Annotated in this window: 19 protein-coding genes and 1 other RNA gene; 8 read left to right on the top strand and 12 right to left on the bottom strand. The window is 67.8% G+C overall.

Features of this window, described 5'->3' with window-relative positions; genetic code table 11:
• Window positions 1-1,083: 2-oxo acid dehydrogenase subunit E2 (locus E3T61_RS08720; protein ID WP_134640451.1), on the top strand; the 1,083-nt coding region annotated here is incomplete at its 5' end.
• Between the two features lie 33 nt (window positions 1,084-1,116).
• Here E3T61_RS08720 and E3T61_RS22545 read toward each other — a convergent pair.
• Window positions 1,117-2,709, bottom strand: coding sequence for a protein kinase family protein (locus tag E3T61_RS22545; RefSeq protein WP_134640450.1), 1,593 nt, complete (start codon window positions 2,707-2,709; stop codon window positions 1,117-1,119).
• A 106-nt stretch (window positions 2,710-2,815) separates the two neighbouring features.
• Between E3T61_RS22545 and lipB the strand changes: the two genes are divergently transcribed.
• Genes lipB through E3T61_RS08700 form a run of 3 tightly spaced genes read left to right on the top strand, consistent with a single transcriptional unit; the run spans window position 2,816 to window position 5,193 of the window.
• Complete coding sequence (gene lipB / locus E3T61_RS08710; RefSeq protein WP_134640449.1) at window positions 2,816-3,451, top strand: lipoyl(octanoyl) transferase LipB; 636 nt, start codon at window positions 2,816-2,818, stop codon at window positions 3,449-3,451.
• Window positions 3,448-4,434, top strand: a complete 987-nt coding sequence (gene lipA / locus E3T61_RS08705; protein ID WP_174776998.1) for a lipoyl synthase — start codon at window positions 3,448-3,450, stop codon at window positions 4,432-4,434. The genes lipB and lipA overlap by 4 nt, the downstream gene beginning before the upstream one ends.
• A gap of 48 nt (window positions 4,435-4,482) precedes the next feature.
• On the top strand, window positions 4,483-5,193 hold the full coding sequence (locus tag E3T61_RS08700; RefSeq protein WP_134640448.1) for a DUF4191 domain-containing protein: 711 nt from the start codon (window positions 4,483-4,485) through the stop codon (window positions 5,191-5,193).
• A 70-nt stretch (window positions 5,194-5,263) separates the two neighbouring features.
• Here the strand turns inward: E3T61_RS08700 and E3T61_RS08695 are convergent, their stop codons facing one another.
• Window positions 5,264-5,707 carry an RDD family protein gene (locus E3T61_RS08695; protein ID WP_134640447.1) on the bottom strand — a complete coding sequence of 148 codons (444 nt, stop codon included), beginning with the start codon at window positions 5,705-5,707 and terminating at the stop codon, window positions 5,264-5,266.
• 146 nt (window positions 5,708-5,853) lie between these two features.
• Between E3T61_RS08695 and glnA (E3T61_RS08690) the strand changes: the two genes are divergently transcribed.
• Window positions 5,854-7,278 (top strand): type I glutamate--ammonia ligase, encoded by a 1,425-nt coding sequence (glnA, locus tag E3T61_RS08690; protein ID WP_088456157.1) that lies wholly within the window; start codon window positions 5,854-5,856, stop codon window positions 7,276-7,278.
• A gap of 80 nt (window positions 7,279-7,358) precedes the next feature.
• Here the strand turns inward: glnA (E3T61_RS08690) and E3T61_RS08685 are convergent, their stop codons facing one another.
• Both E3T61_RS08685 and glnA (E3T61_RS08680) read right to left on the bottom strand, forming a co-directional pair.
• Window positions 7,359-10,394 (bottom strand): bifunctional [glutamine synthetase] adenylyltransferase/[glutamine synthetase]-adenylyl-L-tyrosine phosphorylase, encoded by a 3,036-nt coding sequence (locus tag E3T61_RS08685; protein ID WP_134640446.1) that lies wholly within the window; start codon window positions 10,392-10,394, stop codon window positions 7,359-7,361.
• Between the two features lie 27 nt (window positions 10,395-10,421).
• Window positions 10,422-11,759 (bottom strand): type I glutamate--ammonia ligase, encoded by a 1,338-nt coding sequence (glnA, locus tag E3T61_RS08680; protein ID WP_066595282.1) that lies wholly within the window; start codon window positions 11,757-11,759, stop codon window positions 10,422-10,424.
• A 112-nt stretch (window positions 11,760-11,871) separates the two neighbouring features.
• Between glnA (E3T61_RS08680) and panB the strand changes: the two genes are divergently transcribed.
• Window positions 11,872-12,756 carry a 3-methyl-2-oxobutanoate hydroxymethyltransferase gene (panB, locus tag E3T61_RS08675; protein WP_134640445.1) on the top strand — a complete coding sequence of 295 codons (885 nt, stop codon included), beginning with the start codon at window positions 11,872-11,874 and terminating at the stop codon, window positions 12,754-12,756.
• A gap of 18 nt (window positions 12,757-12,774) precedes the next feature.
• Here the strand turns inward: panB and E3T61_RS08670 are convergent, their stop codons facing one another.
• Window positions 12,775-12,963, bottom strand: a complete 189-nt coding sequence (locus E3T61_RS08670) for an SPOR domain-containing protein (RefSeq protein WP_134640444.1) — start codon at window positions 12,961-12,963, stop codon at window positions 12,775-12,777.
• A 12-nt stretch (window positions 12,964-12,975) separates the two neighbouring features.
• Here E3T61_RS08670 and map point away from each other — a divergent pair, with 12 nt between their 5' ends.
• Together map and ppgK are read left to right on the top strand one after the other, a co-directional pair.
• The gene (gene map, locus E3T61_RS08665) at window positions 12,976-13,842 is read left to right on the top strand and encodes a type I methionyl aminopeptidase (RefSeq protein ID WP_134640443.1); all 867 of its coding nucleotides are present in this window, start codon (window positions 12,976-12,978) and stop codon (window positions 13,840-13,842) included.
• A 16-nt stretch (window positions 13,843-13,858) separates the two neighbouring features.
• Entirely contained in the window at window positions 13,859-14,626 is a 768-nt protein-coding gene (gene ppgK, locus E3T61_RS08660; protein ID WP_134640442.1) for a polyphosphate--glucose phosphotransferase, read from the top strand.
• Window positions 14,627-14,630: 4 nt separating this feature from the next.
• Here the strand turns inward: ppgK and E3T61_RS08655 are convergent, their stop codons facing one another.
• From E3T61_RS08655 to E3T61_RS08625, 7 genes are all read right to left on the bottom strand, one after another.
• Entirely contained in the window at window positions 14,631-15,014 is a 384-nt protein-coding gene (locus E3T61_RS08655) for a TIGR02611 family protein (RefSeq protein ID WP_134640441.1), read from the bottom strand.
• A gap of 78 nt (window positions 15,015-15,092) precedes the next feature.
• An RNA gene (gene rnpB / locus E3T61_RS08650) (RNase P RNA component class A) lies at window positions 15,093-15,463 on the bottom strand.
• Between the two features lie 70 nt (window positions 15,464-15,533).
• Window positions 15,534-16,271, bottom strand: coding sequence for a zinc ribbon domain-containing protein (locus E3T61_RS08645; RefSeq protein ID WP_134640440.1), 738 nt, complete (start codon window positions 16,269-16,271; stop codon window positions 15,534-15,536).
• A 53-nt stretch (window positions 16,272-16,324) separates the two neighbouring features.
• Complete coding sequence (locus tag E3T61_RS08640; RefSeq protein WP_134640439.1) at window positions 16,325-17,146, bottom strand: Nif3-like dinuclear metal center hexameric protein; 822 nt, start codon at window positions 17,144-17,146, stop codon at window positions 16,325-16,327.
• Window positions 17,147-17,167: 21 nt separating this feature from the next.
• The gene (locus tag E3T61_RS08635; protein ID WP_134640438.1) at window positions 17,168-17,671 is read right to left on the bottom strand and encodes a DUF427 domain-containing protein; all 504 of its coding nucleotides are present in this window, start codon (window positions 17,669-17,671) and stop codon (window positions 17,168-17,170) included.
• Window positions 17,672-17,675: 4 nt separating this feature from the next.
• Window positions 17,676-18,308 carry a response regulator gene (locus E3T61_RS08630; RefSeq protein WP_134640437.1) on the bottom strand — a complete coding sequence of 211 codons (633 nt, stop codon included), beginning with the start codon at window positions 18,306-18,308 and terminating at the stop codon, window positions 17,676-17,678.
• Window positions 18,308-19,963, bottom strand: a complete 1,656-nt coding sequence (locus tag E3T61_RS08625; RefSeq protein ID WP_241992465.1) for a sensor histidine kinase — start codon at window positions 19,961-19,963, stop codon at window positions 18,308-18,310. Before E3T61_RS08625 ends, E3T61_RS08630 begins: the two co-directional genes overlap by 1 nt.
• Window positions 19,964-20,178: the final 215 nt, after the last annotated feature.

Below are 20,178 nucleotides of genomic sequence, written 5' to 3'. Positions count from 1 at the left end.
GAGCCGGCGCCCGCCGCCGCACCGGCCCCCGCAGCCCCCGCCCCGGCAGCACCCGCACCCGTGGCCGCAGCACCCGCTGCAGCTGCACCCGTGGCACCTGCCCCCGCTGCGCCCGCACCGGTCGCTGCCGCTCCGGCAGCACCGGCAGCACCTGCTCCCGCAGCACCCGCCGCCGAGCCCACCCGTGGCGCTCACAGCGGTACCAGCGGCTACGTCACTCCCATCGTTCGCAAGCTCGCGAACGAGGCCGGCGTCGACCTCTCCACCATCACCGGCACCGGTGTCGGCGGACGGATCCGCAAGCAGGACATCATCTCCGCATCGGCCGCGCCCGCCACCCCGGCCGCCGCCGAGGTTGAGGTGTCGCCGCTGCGCGGAACCACGCAGCCGATGTCGCGCCTGCGCAAGGTCGTCGCCGAACGCGCCGTCGCATCCATGCAGCAGACCGCCCAGCTCACCACCGTCGTGGAGGTGGACGTCACCCGTGTCGCCATGCTGCGCGACAAGGTGAAGGTCTCCTTCCACGAGAAGACCGGCAACAAGCTCTCCTTCCTGCCGTTCTTCGCCCTGGCCGCGGCCGAGGCGCTGAAGGCGAACCCGATCATCAACGCGACCGTCGACGGCACGTCGATCGTGTACCCCGGCCAGGAGAACATGAGCATCGCCGTTGACACCGAGCGTGGCCTGCTGACGCCCGTCATCCGCGACGCCGGCGAACTCGATCTGGCCGGTTTCGCCGCCCAGATCGCCGACCTGGCTGCACGCACCCGCGACAACAAGCTCAAGCCCGACGAACTGTCCGGTGGCACGTTCACGCTGACCAACACGGGGTCGCGCGGCGCGCTGTTCGACACCCCGGTGGTCTTCCTGCCGCAGAGCGCCATTCTCGGCACCGGCGTGGTCTACAAGAAGCCCATCGTCGTCACCGACAAGGGCTTGGACTCGATCGCCATCCGCTCGACGGTGTTCCTGGCGCTCTCCTACGACCACCGCATCATCGATGGAGCGGACGCCTCGCGCTTCCTCACCACGATGAAGGCGCGGCTGGAAGCAGGCGCGTTCGAGGCCAACCTCGGAATCTAGTAGCACAGCTCAGCGTTCCTGGCCACGTAGCGGTCAGTAGTCGAAGAGCTCGCGTAACCGCCAGCCGGCCTCGCCCCTGATCACCAGGGCCGAGGCCGGTTGTGTATGCAGTGTGCCCGCCGCCGGGGTGAGCACGATCAACGCCGCGTTGCCCCGCCGCTCCTGGATGCTCGCCGTGAACCCCAGCTCGTCGACATTCCCGTTCCCGGGTCGACCGTCCGCTTCCCCGCTGGGGCCGATCGGCTGCCGCGCGGCATAGGAATCGGCCGCCATGGCTGCTGACCCGGCCTGGTCGACCCCGTCAAGGCAGAGCACCGACGCAGCCGCCAGGCACCGCTGGCGCAACTGCAGCAGCGCCAGGGTCGCTGCTGCCGGATCGTCACCGACGAGTGTCGCCGCGAATTCCTCCGAACCCGCCGGCGCGCCGTCCTGCGAGGACGGCGACTCGTCAGGGGCCGGAGCCGGGTCCCGCAGGTCGGTGATCTCCCCCGACGCGGCCGGAGAGCCCGTCCAGGACAGCGCCACCAGGCTGCCGGCCGCGAGCGTGACGGCCAGGCAGACGCCGACCAGGACGGGTCGGCGGGCTCGTCCCAGCGCACCAAAACTCGACGCCGTTCTCCGCCACACGGCGCCCCTCCCAGCGACATCGGTCCGGACCGCATCGCGCAGCACAGCCACCTGCCGCAGCACAAGCTGGACCGGACTCCCGTTCCTGCCCTCGGACCGCCGCACCGGGCCCCGTCCGGCAGGATCAGGGACCGCCGCCGGCCTCGCTGACCTGGTCAGCGTCGTCTGCGGCGTCCCGGGCCCAGGAATCAGCCCGGCCGGCGTGCAACGCTCCGGTTCAGCGGCGCCGGGCACGGCGCCACGCACCGCTGTCGCCGGGGCCCAGTCGAAGAGCGCGGATTCCACGGCCGTGAGGTCTGCCGGGACGGGCCGCGCCGTGGCCGCCGCCTCGAACTCGGCCATCAGCGAGCCCGATGTCGCCGCTTCCGCCGTGCGCGGGTCCAGATGCTCCACCAACGATCTCAACCATCCCGCCAGCCGCACCAAGTCGTCCCGCCGCCTGGCCGCCGCAGCTCCCCCGGCCGGCAGGTCGTCCAGCGCACCCAAGCCGAGCAGCACCGGTCTGCCCGCGCCGTCGAACCGCACGCAGTCCGGTCCGATCATCGGATGGCTGAAGCCGGCGTCATGCAGCGCCTGGAGGGTGGCCGTGATCGTCGCGGCTATCGTGACCACCTCGCCGGCTGCGATCCGACCCCGCTCCGCCAGCAGCCGGTCCAGGGGCGAACCGGCCAGCCGGTCCATCACCAGGCAGAGCCGGCCGTCCGGAGCCGTGGCCACGTCCCGCAGCGGCACCAGCATCGATGGTGGCACGGTGAGCATGGCTCGCACCTGCCGGTTCAGTGCCGCCCGGTCGGCATCCAGACGAAACACCTTCAGTGCCACGGTCAGGTTCCCGGCCTGGCCGCCGACTGCCTGCGCGCCCTCCGCCTGTGCACCGGCTGCCTGCGCACCGACCGCCTGCGCGAGGTACACCGTCGACCGGCTGCCGGTGCCGATCCGGCGCACCACGCGGAACCCGGCCAGGGTTCTCTCGTTCGAGGGATCACGCATCTGTTCCATCGGGCCACCGTGCCGTGACGGGCGCCTCCCGGCGTCCCCCGGTTGATTTTCGGGGCGAACTCGCGGGGCGCTCCCGCTGGGGAGGAGTGCCCCCTAGACTGGCTGCATGCTCGACTTTGTCGTCGCGGGGCTAAGCGCCAACTCCGTGCCGTATTTCGAGGGCCTTGAGCTCCAGCGCGCCGTCCATCGCACGGTGGTGTCCGGTCATCGACCGAACACCGTCCTGCTCCTCGAACACCCCGCCGTCTACACGGCCGGCAAACGGACCCAACCGGAGGACCGTCCCACCGACGGCACCCCGGTCGTGGACGTCGACCGTGGCGGCCGGATCACCTGGCACGGGCCAGGGCAGTTGATCGGATATCCGATCCTGCGCCTGCCCGACCCGATCGACGTGGTCGGCTACGTGCGGCTGCTCGAGGGCATCCTCATCGAGGCCCTGGCCGACTTCGGCATCGACGGCCGGCGGGTTGCGGGCCGCAGCGGGGTCTGGGTCGGACCCGACGGGGCCGAAGACAAGATCGCCGCCATCGGCATCCGGGTCGCCGACGGCGTGACCATGCACGGATTTGCACTCAACTGCAACAATTCGCTGGAGCCGTACGACCGCATCGTCGCCTGCGGCATCAAGGACGCCGGTGTCACCACGATGTCCCTGGTCCTCGGCCGTGACGTCAGCCCCCAGGACACCGTCGACGCCGTGACCACCCGTTTCCGCGCCCGGCTGGCGGTGCCAGCGTGAGCGCCGCCCCGGAGGGCCGCCGGATGCTCCGGCTGGAGATCCGCAACGCCGAGACGCCCATCGAACGGAAGCCGTCCTGGATCAAGACCCGCGCCCGGATGGGCCCCGAGTACCGCCAGCTGCAGGAGTTGGTCAGCAGCGAGAACCTGCACACCGTCTGCCAGGAGGCCGCCTGCCCGAACATCTACGAGTGCTGGGAGGACCGCGAGGCAACCTTCCTCATCGGCGGCTCCCAGTGCACCCGACGCTGCGACTTCTGTCAGATCGACACCGGAAAGCCCGCCGACTATGACACCGATGAGCCCAGGCGGGTCGCGGAGTCCGTTCTGCGGATGAACCTGCGCTACGCGACGGTGACCGGTGTCGCCCGGGACGATCTGCCCGACGAGGGCTGCTGGTTGTACGCCGAAACCATCCGGCAGATCCACCAGCAGAGCCCGGGTACCGGCGTCGAGATCCTGGTCCCGGATTTCTCGGGCAACCGGGACCATCTAGCGGAGGTGTTCTCCGCCCGGCCGGAGGTTTTCGCACACAACGTCGAGACCGTCCCGCGGATCTTCAAACGCATCCGCCCCGCATTCCGTTACGACAGGTCCCTGGACGTGCTGAGCCAGGGCCGCGCTGCCGGCCTGATCACCAAGTCGAACCTGATCCTGGGCATGGGCGAAGAACGCGCCGAAGTGTCCCAGGCCCTCGCCGACCTCTATACGGCCGGCACCGACATCATCACCATCACTCAATACCTGCGGCCCAGCCCCCGGCACCTGCCGGTGGCCAGGTGGGTGCGCCCTGAGGAGTTCGTCGAGCTCAAGGCCGAAGCAGAGCAGATCGGTTTTCTCGGGGTGCTCGCCGGCCCCCTGGTGCGCTCGTCGTACCGCGCCGGCCGGCTCTGGGCCCAGTCGATGACGGCAACCGGACGGGAGGTGCCGGAGGAGCTGCAGCACCTCGCCGACGCGGCCCTGGGCTTCACCCAGGCCGTTTGACCCTAAATCCGTCACGCGGATTACGACCGACTGGGTAGTCTTAGAACCATGGCACGAAGCAAGGACAAAAGTCCCAGCACCCCCAAAGAACCTGGCCGCTTGAAGCAAATGTGGCAGGTCTTCCAGATGACCCGGCGCTACGACTCGAACATCGTTCTGTTCATGATCCTGGGCTTCCTGATTCCCGTCCTGATCGGCCTGGCGTTCGCGCTCCTGCTGACCCCGGACAACGGATTCACGATCGCCCTCTGGATCGTCGCCGGCGTGCTCGGTGGTGTCCTGGCGATGCTGATCATCCTGGGCCGCCGTGCCGAGAAGGCCGCATACTCGCAGATCGAGGGCCAGCCCGGCGCGGTCGGCGCGGTTCTGCGAAGTTCGCTCAAGCGCGGCTGGGTCGGCAGCGAGATGCCCGTCGCCGTCAACGGCAAGACCCAGGACGCCGTCTACCGCGCCGTCGGCCGTGGTGGCGTGGTCCTCATCAGCGAGGGCCCGCGCACCCGCACCGCCCGGATGCTGGACGAGGAAAAGCGGTCGGTGGCCAAGGTCGGCGGGAACGTCGCTGTCACGGTCATCGCCGTCGGCCCGGACTCGGACGCCGTTCCGTTGCACAAGCTCGCCCGCCGTTTGACCAAGATCAAGCCCTCGCTGACCAAGGCCGAGGTGCTCGCGGTGAACAACCGTCTCAACTCGATGACCAAGAAGCTGCCGATTCCCAAGGGCGTCGACCCCACGAAGGCCCGGCCGCAGCGCGGCAACTGACCGGCGGAATACCGGAAGGGCACGGGTCACCCCGTGCCCTTCCGGCGTTCTCGGAAGCAGTGCGCTCCGGCTACCTCCGGATCAGAACGGTGCCCGCGATCTTGTCGTGGAAGCCGCGCTGGTCCGAGTCCCAGACCAGGGCGGGCACGGCCAGGCCCAGGAGCACCGACCGCACGATCGGGCGCCACAGGCCGGCACGCTCCCCGGTGATCGTGATCAGGCGCAGGCCGACCAGCCAATGGCCGATGCTGGCGCCGAACGCGGCCAGCTGTACGGCCTGCAGGAGGACGAACACCCCCAGCACCACAAAACCGTCATAGTTCAACAGGGTGTAACCCCAGATCAAACAGGTCAGCCCGACGGCGATGGCCCAGTCGATGACCAGCGCAGCGATCCGCCTGCCCACCCGCCCCACGGAGTGCGGACCGAGCCTGGGCAGGCCCAGCCGCTCCCCCGGCCAGGTACTGGGCGGCAGCTGCCCGAAGGTGGTGGGTCCAGAAGGCGTCGAATTCACCCGATCAGTTTACCGAGCGCCCCCCTCTGTAACATGGAGGAAACATAAGCGTCATTCTTAAGTAACCCGCCCGTAATAGTGTCGGGGAAGCCGCAGTGTGCGACATTTCCAGTCACCCACGCCTACGTCGTTTGGAGTAAACCCGCATGTTCCGCGATTCGTCCGAAGTGCTCTCGTTCATCAAGGACACCGATGTCAAATTCCTTGACCTCCGTTTTACCGACCTGCCGGGTGTGCAGCAGCACTTCAACATCCCCGCGTCGACCGTTGACGAGGACTTCTTCACCGTCGGCCAGATGTTCGACGGCTCGTCGATCCGCGGTTTCGCGTCGATCCACGAATCCGACATGCAGCTCATCCCCGACGTCACCAGCGCCTACATCGACGCGTTCCGCGCCGAGCGCACGCTGATCATGCTTTTCGACATCTACAACCCCCGCAACGGCGAGATCTACTCCAAGGACCCCCGCCAGGTCGCCAAGAAGGCCGAGAAGTACCTCGCCTCCACCGGCATCGGCGACACGGCTTACTTCGGCTCCGAGGCCGAGTTCTACATCTTCGACGACGTGCGCTACGAGGTCAACCAGCACACCAGCTTCTACTCGGTCGACTCCAGCGAAGGCGCCTGGAACTCCGGCCGCAAGGAAGAGGGCGGCAACCTCGCCAACAAGACCCCGTTCAAGGGTGGTTACTTCCCGGTCAGCCCGGTCGACCAGCACGCCGACATGCGCGACGACATCTGCCTCAAGCTGATGGATGCCGGTCTGATCCTGGAGCGTAGCCACCACGAGGTCGGCACCGGCGGCCAGGGCGAGATCAACTACAAGTTCGACACCATGGTGCACGCAGCGGACGACCTGCTGAAGTTCAAGTACATCGTCAAGAACACCGCGCACGAGTGGGGCAAGACCGCCACCTTCATGCCCAAGCCGCTCTTCGGCGACAACGGCTCCGGCATGCACACCCACCAGTCCCTCTGGGCCGATGGCAAGCCGCTGTTCTATGACGAGGCCGGCTACGGCGGACTGTCCGACGTCGCCCGCTGGTACATCGGTGGTCTGCTCAAGCACGCCCCCGCCGTCCTCGCGTTCACCAACCCGACGGTCAACTCCTACCACCGCCTGGTGCCCGGCTTCGAAGCACCGGTCAACCTGGTCTACTCGGCCGGTAACCGCTCCGCGTCGATCCGTATCCCGATCACCGGAACCAACCCCAAGGCCAAGCGCCTCGAGTTCCGTGCTCCCGACGCGTCCGGTAACCCGTACCTCGCCTTCGCCGCCCAGCTGATGGCCGGCCTCGACGGGATCAAGAACCGTATCGAGCCGCACGAGCCCGTCGACAAGGACCTGTACGAGCTGCCGCCCGAAGAAGCGAAGAACATCCCCCAGGTTCCCGCATCGCTCGAAGAGGCCCTGCAGGCGCTCGAAGCCGACCACGACTTCCTGCTCGCCGGCAACGTCTTCACTCCGGAGCTCATCGAGACCTGGATCGACTACAAGCGCGAGAAGGAAATCAAGCCGCTCGCGCAGCGCCCGCACCCGTTCGAGTTCGAACTGTACTACGGGGTCTAATCCTCCGACCGCACGATGAAGGGGCCGCAACCATCAGGTTGCGGCCCCTTCGCGTTGCCGGCGTGCCTGCGGCGTCCCGGTCAGCCCGAGAAGGGCCCCGGCCGCTCCACCGGGCCGTAGAACCGGCGCTCGAACACCGCGCGGGCCCGCCGGGTGACGGCCAGGTAGTCCTCCTCGAGCTGGTTTGCCGAGCCGGGGGGATACTCCATCATGCGGGCCACACCGTCCAGCTGCATCCGGTCGGTAGGGAGCACATCCGCCGTCTTGTTGGTCCACAGGGTGATCGCCGACCGGCACCTGGATGCGAACAACCAGGCCGCACGAAGCACCGCCGTGTCAGGCTCCGAGATCAGGCCGGCCCGGGTCGCCTCCTCGAGCGCCTCGAGCGTCGACGTCGTGCGCAGGGCCGGCAACGCCGCCGCATGCTGCAGCTGGAGCAACTGGACGAACCATTCCACGTCGCTCAGCGAACCACGTCCCAGCTTCAAGTGCCGGTTCGGGTCCGCTCCCTGCGGTAGTCGTTCGTTCTCGACCCTGGCCTTGATCCTTTTGATCTCACGGACGTCCTGCTCGCTGATCTGCTCCGGGTAACGCACCGTGTCCATCACGGCATGGAAGCTCCTCAACAACGCCGGGTCACCGGCGACACCGCGGGCCCGCAGCAGCGCCTGGGCTTCCCAGGTCAGCGACCAGCGGCGGTAGTAGGCCTGGTACGAATCGATGGACCGCACCACCGCACCGTTCTTCCCTTCGGGGCGCAGCCCGATATCCAGGTCGAACGGCAGCCGGTTGTCCTCGGTGAGCCTGTTCAGCTCGCGGACGATGAAGGTCGCCCGGTCGTGGGCCGCACCGCCCTCGAGTGCGGCGGGCCGGAACACATACATGACGTCGGCGTCGGATCCGAAGCCGAGCTCCGCTCCCCCGAACCGGCCCATGGCGATCACGGCGAATTCGATGCCGTCAGGGGCGAACGGCCCGTCGTCACCGGCGAGTCCGGCACCGCGAATGGCACCGAGCACTCCCTGGATGATGACGGTGGACACATCCGTGAGTCCCGCCGCCAACTCGTCGATGGTGAGCCGACCCAGGATCGCCGACAACGCCAGCCTGAGCATCTCCCGGCGTCGACTGGTTCGCAGGACCGACGCGGCCGCGTCGGGGCTGCCGTGCCTGGCCAGCACGGCGCGGGCCTCGTCCTGCAGGACGCTCAGGGGGCGGGGGCGCAGATCGTCGTCGTGCTCCAGCCAGGCGACGGCCTCGGGGATGGTCTCCAGGAGCTCCCCGACGTACCGGGACGCCGAGAGCACCCTGGTGAGGCGCTCCGCGGCCCCGGACGAGTCGCGAAGCATCCGCAGGAACCAGTAGGTGGAGCCGAGGCTGTCGCTCAGGCGCCGGAACGCCAGCAGCCCGTAGTCAGGGTCCGCCCCGTCGGAGAGCCACTGCAGCAAGACCGGCAACAGGTGCTGCTGGATGGTCGCCCGCCTGGACACCCCACTCGTGAGGGCGGCGATGTGGGCAAGGGCGCCCTTCGTGTTGCGGAAGCCGATCGCGGCCAACCTGGCCTCGGCTTGCGCGCTCGTGAGGTTCAGGCCCTCCGCAGGCAGGGCGGCGACGGCGGACAACAGCGGGCGGTAGAACAGCCGTTCATGCAGACCGCGCACCCGGTGTTTGGTCGCCTCCCACCGGGCCGTGAGGGCCGCGGCGCTGGTGGCCAGGCCGGTCGCGCGAGCCAGGACCCGCAGCCCGGCCTCGTCCCTGGGCAGCAGGTGGGTGCGCCGCAGGCGGTCCAGCTGCAGCCGGTGCTCCATCAGGCGGAGCATCCGGTAGTCCTGCGCGAATTCGGCGGCTTCGGCTCGTCCGACATACCCGGAATCGGCTAGGGCGGCCAGGGCGGGCAGGGTGCCCGGCTGTCGGACATCAGGGTCGGTCTGACCGTGGACGAGCTGGAGCAGCTGCACGGTGAACTCGATGTCGCGCAGCCCGCCGGGGCCCAGCTTGAGTTGCACGGCCACCTCGTCGGCGGGGATGTTGCTCGTGACGCGTTCCCGCATCCGCTGCACGGAGTCGACGAAGTTCTCCCGGCTGGCGCTCGTCCACACCTTCGGGGCGACGGCGTCGACGTAGCGCGCACCGAGTTCCAGATTGCCGGCCAGCGGCCTGGCCTTCAGCAGGGCCTGGAACTCCCAGCTCTTGGCCCACCGGTCGTAATAAGCGATATGGGATTCCAGAGAACGCACCAGGGCGCCGGACTTGCCCTCTGGACGCAGGTTCGGGTCGACCTCCCACAACTCGGGCTCCAGGCTGGGCTGGTTCAGCCCACGCATCATCAGGACTGCGAGCCTGGTGGCGATGTCGACGGCCCTGGCGGCGCTGAGGCCGCGATCTTCGTCGCCCTCTGCGACGAAGATGACGTCGACGTCACTGACGTAGTTCAGCTCCCCCGCCCCTGCCTTGCCCATACCGATGACGGCAAGCTTGGTCAGACGGACCTCGTCGACGGGATAGACCCCGTGAGCGGCGACCGGGCCGCTGCACATGCCCCTGGCGACGGCGAGCGAGGCTTCCAGCGCCGCCGCGGCCAGGTGGGCCAGGGCCCTGGCGATCCGGTCGAGTCCCGCGACGGGGTCAGTCTGTTCCAGGTCGAACGCCGCCAGCTCGGCGAGACGCCGGCGGTAGCGCACCCGGAGCGCCACCCAGCCCTCGTCGTCGAGGAGGGCGGCGAAGCCGTCGGTGGACCTGACCGCGTCGAGCAGGTCATCGGTCAGCTCACCGGGACCGGCCAGGGCTGTGGTCTTCTCGTGCAGCACCGCGAGTTCGGCGGGGTGCCGGAGGAAGAAGTCGGTGAGGCCCGTCGATGCGCCGGTCACCAACACCAGTCGCTGCAGGGCGCCGGCATGGCGACGCAGCACCCCGAACTCGGCCGGCGCCTGGCGCACGAGCGAGAGCACGGCGAACAGTGCCGCATCGGGATTCGCCGCACGGCTGAGCAGCGGGAACAGATCGGACGGGTCGGGGCCGCCGAGTTCACCGACCTCGTCGAGCCGGGCCCGGGCCTCGCCGAGATCGGCGAAGCCCACCCGAGCGAGGTCCGTCAGTGTCAGCTGTTCTCTCGCCATGTCGCGTGCCTGTCGTGGACCTCGCCCCTAGAGCATCTCGAGGTTCTTATTGAGTTCGAACGGGGTGACCTGGGACCGGTACTCGCGCCATTCCTGGCGCTTGTTCAGCAGGACGTAGTTGAACACGTGCTCGCCCAGCGTCTCGGCGACCAGTTCGGACTCCTCCATGTACTGGATGGCGTGGTCGAGGCTGGCGGGTAGCTGGTGGTAGCCGAGCGCGCGGCGTTCGGTGTCGCTGAGCCCCCACACGTTGTCCTCGGCCTCAGGCGGAAGCTCGTAGCCCTCTTCGATGCCCTTGAGCCCGGCGGCGAGCATCAGCGAGTACGCGAGGTACGGGTTGGCCGCTGAATCGATCGCGCGGTACTCGATACGTGAACTCTGGCCCTTGTTGGGCTTGTACAGCGGCACGCGAATCAGAGCGGACCGGTTGTTGTGGCCCCAGCACACGAAGCTCGGGGCTTCGTCGCCGCCCCACAGCCGCTTGTACGAGTTCACGAACTGGTTGGTCACGGCGGTGATCTCCGGCGCGTGGCGCAGCAGGCCGGCAATGAACTGGCGACCGGTCGTCGACAACTGGTACTGCGCACCGGCTTCGTAGAACGCGTTGGTGTCGCCCTCGAAGAGGGAGAGGTGGGTGTGCATTCCGGAGCCCGGCTGGTCCGAGAGCGGCTTGGGCATGAACGTCGCGTAGACGCCCTGCTCGATGGCCACTTCCTTGATTACGGTGCGGAACGTCATGATGTTGTCAGCGGTGGTCAGGGCATCCGCGTAGCGCAGGTCGATCTCGTTCTGGCCCGGCCCGGCCTCGTGGTGGCTGAACTCCACCGAGATGCCGAGGTCCTCGAGCATCCGCACCGACCGGCGCCGGAAGTCGTGCGCCGTGCCGCCGGGGACGTTGTCGAAATAGCCGGCGGAATCGACCGGCACCGGCCCGTTCTTGCCGAACTTCGACGACTTGAGCAGGTAGAACTCGATTTCCGGGTGGGTGTAGAAGGTGAAGCCGCGTTCGGCGGCCTTCGCCAGGGTGCGCTTGAGCACGTTCCGGGGATCGGCCACGGCGGGCTGGCCATCGGGGGTGGTGATGTCGCAGAACATGCGGGCGGTGGGGTCGACCTCGCCCCGCCACGGCAGGATCTGGAACGTGGTGGGGTCCGGGTGGGCCAGCACATCGGCCTCGAACGATCGGGTCAGGCCCTCGATCGCGGAACCGTCAAAACCCAGCCCCTCCGCGAACGCACCCTCGACCTCGGCCGGCGCGATGGCGACCGACTTCAGGGTGCCGACCACGTCGGTGAACCATAGTCGAATGAACTTGATGCCCCGTTCCTCGATGGTCCGAAGAACGAAGTCGCGCTGCTTGTCCATTCACGCCCTTTCTATTTACTCCTAGGCTACCGGCTGCCGACGGCGCGCGGGCGAAAAGCGGCTGATCGAGGCGCGAATGACAGCCGAATGGGCCGCTGAGTACACTGAGCACATGCCAGAGTCCGCCACACCAGACGCCGCCAATGCCGTCGAGGTGCAGAATCCATACGCCAGTGCCACGCCCAGCGCCGCTCCCGGTCCCAAGCGCGTGCGCACCAGGCATTTCCAGAACGCGAAACAGCAAGGCATCCCGATCACCGGCCTGACCAGCTACGATATGATGACCGCTCAGATCTTCGATCAGGCCGGCATCGACTTCCTGTTGGTGGGAGATTCCGCCGGAAACAACGTCTTCGGCTACGAGACCACCCTGCCTGTCACCGTCGACGAACTCATCCCGCTCACCCGCGCGGTGGCCAGGGCCGTAACCAGGGCCCTGGTCGTGGCGGACATGCCGTTCGGCACCTACGAGACCGGTCCGTCGGAGGCGCTGCACACCGCGGTTCGTTTTATGAAGGAGGCCCAGGCCCACGCGGTGAAGCTCGAGGGGGGCGTGCGCAGCCGGAAGCAGATTTCTCGTATCGTGTCAGCGGGCATCCCGGTCATGGCCCATATCGGCTTCACCCCACAGAGCGAACACGGCCTGGGCGGCCACATGATCCAGGGTCGCGGCGCCGGAGCCGAACAACTGATCAAAGACGCCCTCGCCGTTCAGGATGCCGGCGCTTTCGCTGTCGTGCTGGAGATGGTGCCGTCCGGTATCGCGGCACAGGTCACCGAGCGCCTGGAGATCCCCACCATCGGAGTCGGCGCCGGACCCGACGTGGACGGTCAACTCATGGTCTGGACCGATTTCGCCGGGATGACCCAGGGCAGGGTGCCCCGGTTCGTGCGGCAATACGCGAACATGCGCTCGGTGCTCACCGACGCCGTGCAGGCCTTCAAGGGAGACGTCGAGTCGGGCGCCTACCCCGGTCCGGAGCACAGCTACGAGTAGTGGGACAGAGGCCGGACCTCAGCGGTCCTCGGTCTCGTCTTCCTCGGCCCACTTGGCGCTGTTGGCGCGCAGTTTGTCGAGCGCATGCGTCGCCTCGTCGAACGTCGGGAACGGTCCGACCCTGTCGACCGACGGGGACAGCATTCCCTTCTCGACCGCGCCGGTGCGCATGTTGTACCAGAACTGGTGATCAGCATCTTCGGCCATAAGGTTGATCCTATGCCTAAGGATTCAATCGGTCACCTCATTCCGGGAGCCGTGTCCAGCCACCGCTCCGTTCCCGCCCACATCGTTCGTCCAGAGTACGTCGGTCGCACCGCACCGGCCCGGTTCACCGGATCCGACGTGTACTCCCCCGAGCGCATCGTGTTGATCCGGGAGTCCGGTCGTATCGCTGCGGAAGCGATCCAGGAGGTCGGGCGGGCCGTGCGGCCCGGTGTCACAACCGAAGAGCTGGACAGGGTCGGACACGAGTTCCTGATCCGGAACGACGCCTACCCCTCCACGCTGGGCTATCGCGGCTACCCGAAGTCGCTGTGTTCCTCGGTCAACGAGGTCATCTGCCACGGCATCCCCGACGACACCGTGCTCGAGAACGGTGACATCGTCAACATCGACATCACCGCATACAAGAACGGCGTGCATGGCGATTCCAATGTGACGTTCATCGTCGGCGAGGCCACCGAAGAGGTGACCCTCCTGGTCGATCGCACCCGGGAGGCCCTCGCTCGCGGTATCAAGGCCGTCGCACCCGGCCGGCAGGTGAACGTGATCGGCCGCACCATCGAGTCGTACGCCAAACGGTTCGGCTACGGCGTCGTGCGCGACTTCACCGGACACGGAGTCGGCGACGCCTTCCATTCGGGCCTGATCATCCCGCACTACGACTCTGCACCGCAGTACGACACTGTGATGGAGGTGGGCATGGTCTTCACCATCGAACCGATGCTGACCCTCGGGACCAGCGACTGGGACATGTGGGAGGACGACTGGACTGTTCTCACCCGCGACCGGAGCATCACCGCGCAATTCGAGCACACCCTGGTGGTCACCGAACGCGGCGCCGAAATCCTGACACTGCCGTAGCCGGTAGATTGACTCCATGAGTTCAACCACTGCCATCGGCATCGACATCGGCGGAACCGGCATCAAGGGGGCGGTGGTCGACCTGGCCACCGGGGCCCTGCTCTCCGACCGCATCAAGCTGCCCACTCCCAAGGGCGGCCGCCCCCAGGACATCATCGAGACCACCCGCCAGCTGTTGGCTACGGTGTCGGCCGGGGCTGGTGAGCTGCCCATCGGGGTGTGCTTCCCCGCGGTCGTCAAGAACGGTCACACCATGTCGGCGGCCAATGTGTCCGACAAGTGGATCGGCCTTGCCGCGGAGAAACAGTTTGAGAAGGGTCTCGGGGTGCCCATCCATTTTGTCAACGACGCTGACGCGGCCGGATACGCGGAGTCCAAGTTCGGTGCGGCGAAGGGTGTGAACGGTGTGGTTCTGCTCACCACGCTCGGCACCGGGATCGGGACCGCGCTGATCAACGACGGCGCACTCGTGCCGAACACCGAACTCGGCCACCTGGAGATCGACGGAGTCGACTACGAGACCCGCGCGGCGTTCTCCGCCAAGGAACGCGACAACCTCAGCTGGGAGAAGTGGGCCGCACGCCTGCAGAAGTACTACTCCACGCTGGAGACACTGTTCACGCCTGACCTGTTCATCGTCGGCGGTGGCGTGTCGAAGCACCACGAGAACTTCCTGCCGCTGTTGCACCTGAACACCCGCATCATCCCCGCCGTTCACCGCAACAATGCCGGGATCCTCGGCGCCGCCGCCTTAGCCGTCAAACACGCACCGGTCAGCGTTTAAGCGTTCAGCTGTAGGCCCGGGTGGACTGGCGCTCGTGGCGGGCTCGCCACCAGAGCCGGACTCGGTGCGCCAGCCGGCGGATCGCCTGCGTGAGCCGGTGGGCAGCGGGGAATTCAGTGCCGAGGATGGCGACGCCCACGAAGACGATCAGCCAGCCCGGGCCGGGCAGCGGAACCAGGATCAGGCCGACGACGACGACAGTCAACCCGGCCAGCGCGACGACCAGACGGTACGGGGCGTGGAAGTGCGGGTGCCGGTGGATCCAGGCCCGCGAGCGGCGAAGCAGAGCACGAACCCGCTGCCAGATTCCCCTCGGGCCGGGTCCGACGTGCGGGTCGGCGGGGTGGAGCGGTTCGACGGCGCCAGGCTGGGACACGGGTGTGCTCATGGCATCAGCGTAGAACCACCGCATGGGAAATGCGCCATGTCTGCCGGCCGCTCCCGCGCAACTCACAGGTTCGAGGAGGGAATGGGCCGACTGTTACGCCGGGTTTTGTCCTGGTTTGCACCGTGGACGGCCATCTATCTCGGGACTACGTTGCCGCAGCCCTCTAGCGGTCTACCCGGAAACTCGGCGAGCCGCCTTGGCGTTTCCTGTTCGACCTTGCTCCGGACGAGGTTTACCTAGCCGGCCAGGTCACCCTGGCCGCTGGTGGTCTCTTACACCACCGTTTCACCCTTACCGCCGGCCTGCGCCGGTGGCGGTCTACTTTCTGTGGCACTGTCTCGCGGGTTACCCCGGGTGGGTGTTACCCACCGTCCTGCTCTGCGGAGCCCGGACGTTCCTCGGCATCACGGGCCCGAAAGCCCGGATGACGCGACCGTCTTGTCGACCCATTCCGTCGTCGAGCCTACAGCGCCCTGGCCGCCTCTTGGTACCAGGGCGAAGCGCGGCCAGGGATCAGCCTCAGATGCCGGATTCCTCGGTGCGCACCAGGATGGCACCGCAGTCCGGGCAGAAGACGATGTCGTCGGCAGGTGCGGCACGCACCTCTTCAAGGTCGTTTCCGGTCAGGGTCATGGTGCAGCCGCTGCAGGTGCGGGCGCGCAACAGGGATGCCGCGTTTCCACGACCGGCCACCCGCCGCTTCTCGTACAGGGCCGCAAGATCGGCGCCGATGGCGGAGACGATGGCAACCCGGTCCCTCGCCAGCTCGCCGAGCTGACGGTTCAGATCCACCAACAGCAGGTCGCGGTCGGCCTCGATACCGGCGACCCGGCCGGCCACAGCGGCCCGCTCGGCCTCCGTCTCGGCGAGGGCCGCTTCCTTCTCCTCGAGGCGTTCCATCACGGCGAGTTCGATCTCCTCGAGCGCGACCAGGCGCGCCCCCAGAGCCTTGAGCTCGCTCTCCAGGGCCTGGACGTCCTTGATGGAGGAGGTGTGCTGGGCACGGTCGGTGTCGCGGGCTATGCGCTTTTCGACCACCGCGACGTCGGACTCGATGCGGCGCAGTTCGATCTGGGCATCCTCGACCTCGCCGGCACGGCCCGTGAGCACCGTCTTGGACGCGTCGAGACCGCGGCCGAGGGCGAGGAGCTCGGCGTGCTGCGGCAGAGCCTTGGCCTGGTGTTCGACCTGCTGCAGCTTGATGTCGAGGGCCTGGAGCCGCAGGAGCTCTTTCTGCTCAGTGGGAGATGCCTTCACGTTGTCCTGACCTTCATGTTTATGGAGTTGAAATGTACGGGGGTGAGCTGAGCTCACTGGGTGACGGCGAAATCCCAGGGGTCGGTCCGTACTTCGCTGACCTCGACACGAATGCCGGGCAATCTGCTCCGCAGCGCCGCGGCGGCGACGTCCAACCAGAGCCATTCGCTGGCCCAGTGTGACACGTCGATGAGGGCTGGGCCAACCCCGGCGAGGATCGACTGCTCCCTGGATTCCGACGCCGGGTGATGGCGGAGGTCGGAGGTGATGAAGACATCGGCGGAGCGCACGGCGGGCTCGCGCAACAGCGAGTCGCCGGCGCCGCCGCACAGCGCGACGGTCTCGATCCGCTCGGCATACCCCCCGGCCACGCGCACGCCGGTCGCCGTCGGCGGAATCAGTCCCGCGAGACTCCGGGCGAGCAGACCGAGGGTCGTCGGCTCGGGGAGCCGGCCGACCCGGCCGATTCCGGTGCCGGGGAGCGAACCTGTCGTGATCGGTCGAACGTCGACCAGTCCAAGGCGCTGGGCAATGACATCGGAGACGCCGTCTTCGACGACATCGGCGTTGGTGTGCGCGGCGAGGAGGCCGCAGTCCGCCCGGATCAGGCGGGCAAGCAATGCGCCCTTGTAGCGGTCTTCGGCCACGCTGGTGACCCCGCGGAGCAGAAGCGGGTGGTGGGCGAGCAACAGGTCGGCACCGGAGGAGATCGCCTCCGCGACGGTGTCGGCGACCACGTCGACGGCAAGCAGGATGGACTCCACCCGGGCTGCGGGGTCGCCGCTGATCAGGCCCGGCGCGTCCCAGTCCTCCGCACCGGACAACGGCCACAGATCATGGGAAACCCGGGCGACTTCAGCGAGCGAGAATGACACCTCGCCAGCCTACTAGCCGAGTCACCATCCCAGCGTGCCCGGCGCACCCTTGAACGGACCGACGACGCGGTCGGTGATCCACCCGCCGTAGAAGTCGCCCGGCTGCGCGCGCACGACCTCGCCGTCCACCGTGCACTCGTCCAATCGACCGGGGTACACGGCCACCCGCCCCGCCAGCGACTCGAAGCCGGCGAGGGGATGGGGGTAGTACCACGCCACGGCCTCCGCCAGACGGTCACCGACCACGATGCTGAGATACGACGCCAGGCCCTTGTATTCGCAGACGCTGTGACCGTTGACCGGAGTGAGCACACCGTCTGCGAATGCGGACCTGGGCAGGTAGTAGGTGGGCGGATGGCTGGTCTCGAGCACCCGGACGCTGTCACGGGTGTCGGCGATGACTGCGCCGTTGAACCGCAGGACCAGGTGTTCGCCGCTTGGCTCCACCCGCGGTGGCCGCGGATAGTCCCAGACCGATTCCTGGCCAGGGCCCGGCACGTCGGGGTGCCGCTTCGTCAGGGACATCGGGCTACTGCCTGGGGCGCAGCCCGGCGCCGTACACGGCGGCCTGCGTGCGTCTGGCCATGCCGAGCTTGGCGAGCAGGCCCGACACGTAATTCTTCACGGTCTTCTCGGCCAGGTCCAGCTGGTCGCCGATCTGGCGGTTCGTCAGGCCCTCCGCGATGAGTTCGAGCACCTGGCGTTCCCTGGTGGTCAGGTTGGACGCCGGCGAGTCGGCTGCCGTTCCGGTCAGTTCGGTGACCACCTTGCGGGTGACAGCCTTCTGCACCAGGGACTCCCCCCTGGCGACCCGGCGGATGGACTCGACCAGGTGCTGTCCGCGGATGTCCTTGAGGACGTAGCCGGACGCGCCGGCCAGCACTGCCGAATAGCTGGCCTCGTCATCGTCGTAGGCGGTGAGCATGAGGCACTGCACCACCGGATTGGCCGAGCGGATCGTACGGCACACGTCGATGCCGCTGCCGTCGGGCAGGCGCACATCGAGTACGGCGACGTCAGGTACCGTCGCGGCCACCCTGGCCACCGCCTGGCGTGCGGTTGATGCCTCGCCGACAACCTCGAGGTCGGGCTCGGCGTTGATCATGTCCGCAATTCCGCGGCGCACGACTTCGTGGTCGTCCACGAGGAAGACTCGGATCATCACGATTCCTTTCGTACAGGTTCGGGTTCGATGAGGGCGGTCCAGCGCAGTCGACTGCCGCCCCTGGCTCGGTTCTCAAGCACGACGTCGCCGCCCCATTGCTCGGCTCTGGCCGCCAGGTTGGCCAGGCCGCTGCGCCGGTCGGATTCGACGACTCCGATGCCGTTGTCGACGACCTCGATCACGACGAGGTCGTCCGCGACGCTGAGGTTGACCACCGTCTCGGTCGCCTCGGCGTGCCGGATCACGTTCATCAGGCCCTCGCGGATGACCGCGGCGATGTCGTCTGACATCTCCGGCGGGGTCAGCAGGTCGATCGGGCCGGTGAAGACGAGCCGTGGAGTCTGCTCGAACAGGGAGGCGAGTTCACTGAGCAGGTCGATGACGCGGTGCCGGATCGAGCCGCGGTCGCGGCTGGTCTGGGCGGTCAGGGCGAAGATGGCGGTACGGATCTCGACGATCGCGACGTCCAGCGCCACAACCTCCTCGATGATCCGTTCCCGGACCTCGGGGTCGTCGACCGACCCGCTGATGGCCTGCAGCCCGATGCCGGCCGCGAAGACGCGCTGGATGACGTTGTCGTGCAGGTCACGCGCGATCCGGCTGCGGTCTTCGAGCAGGGCGAGCTTCTGTCCGGCTGAGCGTCCGCGGGCGAGCTCGAGCGCGACGCTGGCCTGGCCGGCGAAGTCCGCCGCCATCTCCAGGTCGGAGGTCGTGAATCGCGGGCGGCCGGCGGAGCGGGACACTGTCATGACCCCGTGGGTGCGACCGGAGGCCAGCAACGGGATCACCATCGTCGGGCCGAGAACCAGCTGGGCGTCCGGCTGGTCGAGGCTGGCGCCGCCGTCGGCGGTGAGGATGGGCTGGCCGCTCTCGAACGCGCGGCCCACGGTGGTCCCGGCCGACGGGATCACCAGGCCCTTCACCTGCTTGGCGAGTTTTCCCCTCGCGGTATCCACGATGAGGGTGCTCTCGCCCGCGGCAAGGACCACGCACACGAGGTCGGCGTCGGCGAGCGATGCAAATCGGTCGGCAAGCAGTTCGAGGGAGGCGTCAGCCCGGTCGGAGAGGAGCGCGGCGCTGATCTCGGCCGACGCCGCCGACCAGCGCTGCCTGCGGCGGGTTTCGTCGAACAGCCGGGCGTTGTCGATAGCGATTCCCGCCGTGGCGGCCAGGGCCGTCAGCAGTTCCTCATCCTCTTCGCTGAACGCCCCGGACAGCTGGTTGGAGAGATAGAGGTTGCCGTAGACCTCCCCGCGCACTCGCACGGGCACGCCGAGGAAGCTGTCCATCGGGGGATGGTGCGCCGGGAACCCGGAAGACCGGGCGTCCTCGCCCAGGTGGGTCAGGCGGATGGCATGCGGATCGTCGATGAGAGCACCGAGCAGGCCATGACCGGCGGGCAGGTGCCCGATCTGGACGGCCAGTTCGTCGTGGATGCCGACGTGGATGAATTGCTCCAGATTGCCGTTCGGGGCGATGACGCCCAACGCGCCATACTGCGCTCCGACCAGGTCGACGGCGACGTCGACGATGCGGCGCAACACGGCGGCGAGGTCGAGTTCCTCGACAACGGCCTGACTGGCCTGCAGCAGGCTGCGCAGCCGGCCCTGCGTGGCCAGCACCTTCTGGGCATTCAGGACGAGTTCGGACAACGCCTGATCGAGAGCGGACCGCGGCCCGTCCGGAAAGGAAAGCCTGGTCTCAGGAACGGTCACGGAATGCGTCCCCTTTCGGTCGGAGCTAGCCCAAAGTGTACCTGACTGGGACCTTCGGCCCTTTCGCAGTTTAAGGGTACGGCCCATTCTGGATGCGTGGCATCTCCCGAAGCACCCCGGGAAGAACTGGAGATCAACTCATGGTTGAGAGA

Origin of the sequence: Cryobacterium lactosi (assembly GCF_004403945.1) — a bacterium.
GTDB lineage: Bacteria > Actinomycetota > Actinomycetes > Actinomycetales > Microbacteriaceae > Cryobacterium > Cryobacterium lactosi.
This window is presented reverse-complemented; position numbering and strand designations above follow the sequence as displayed.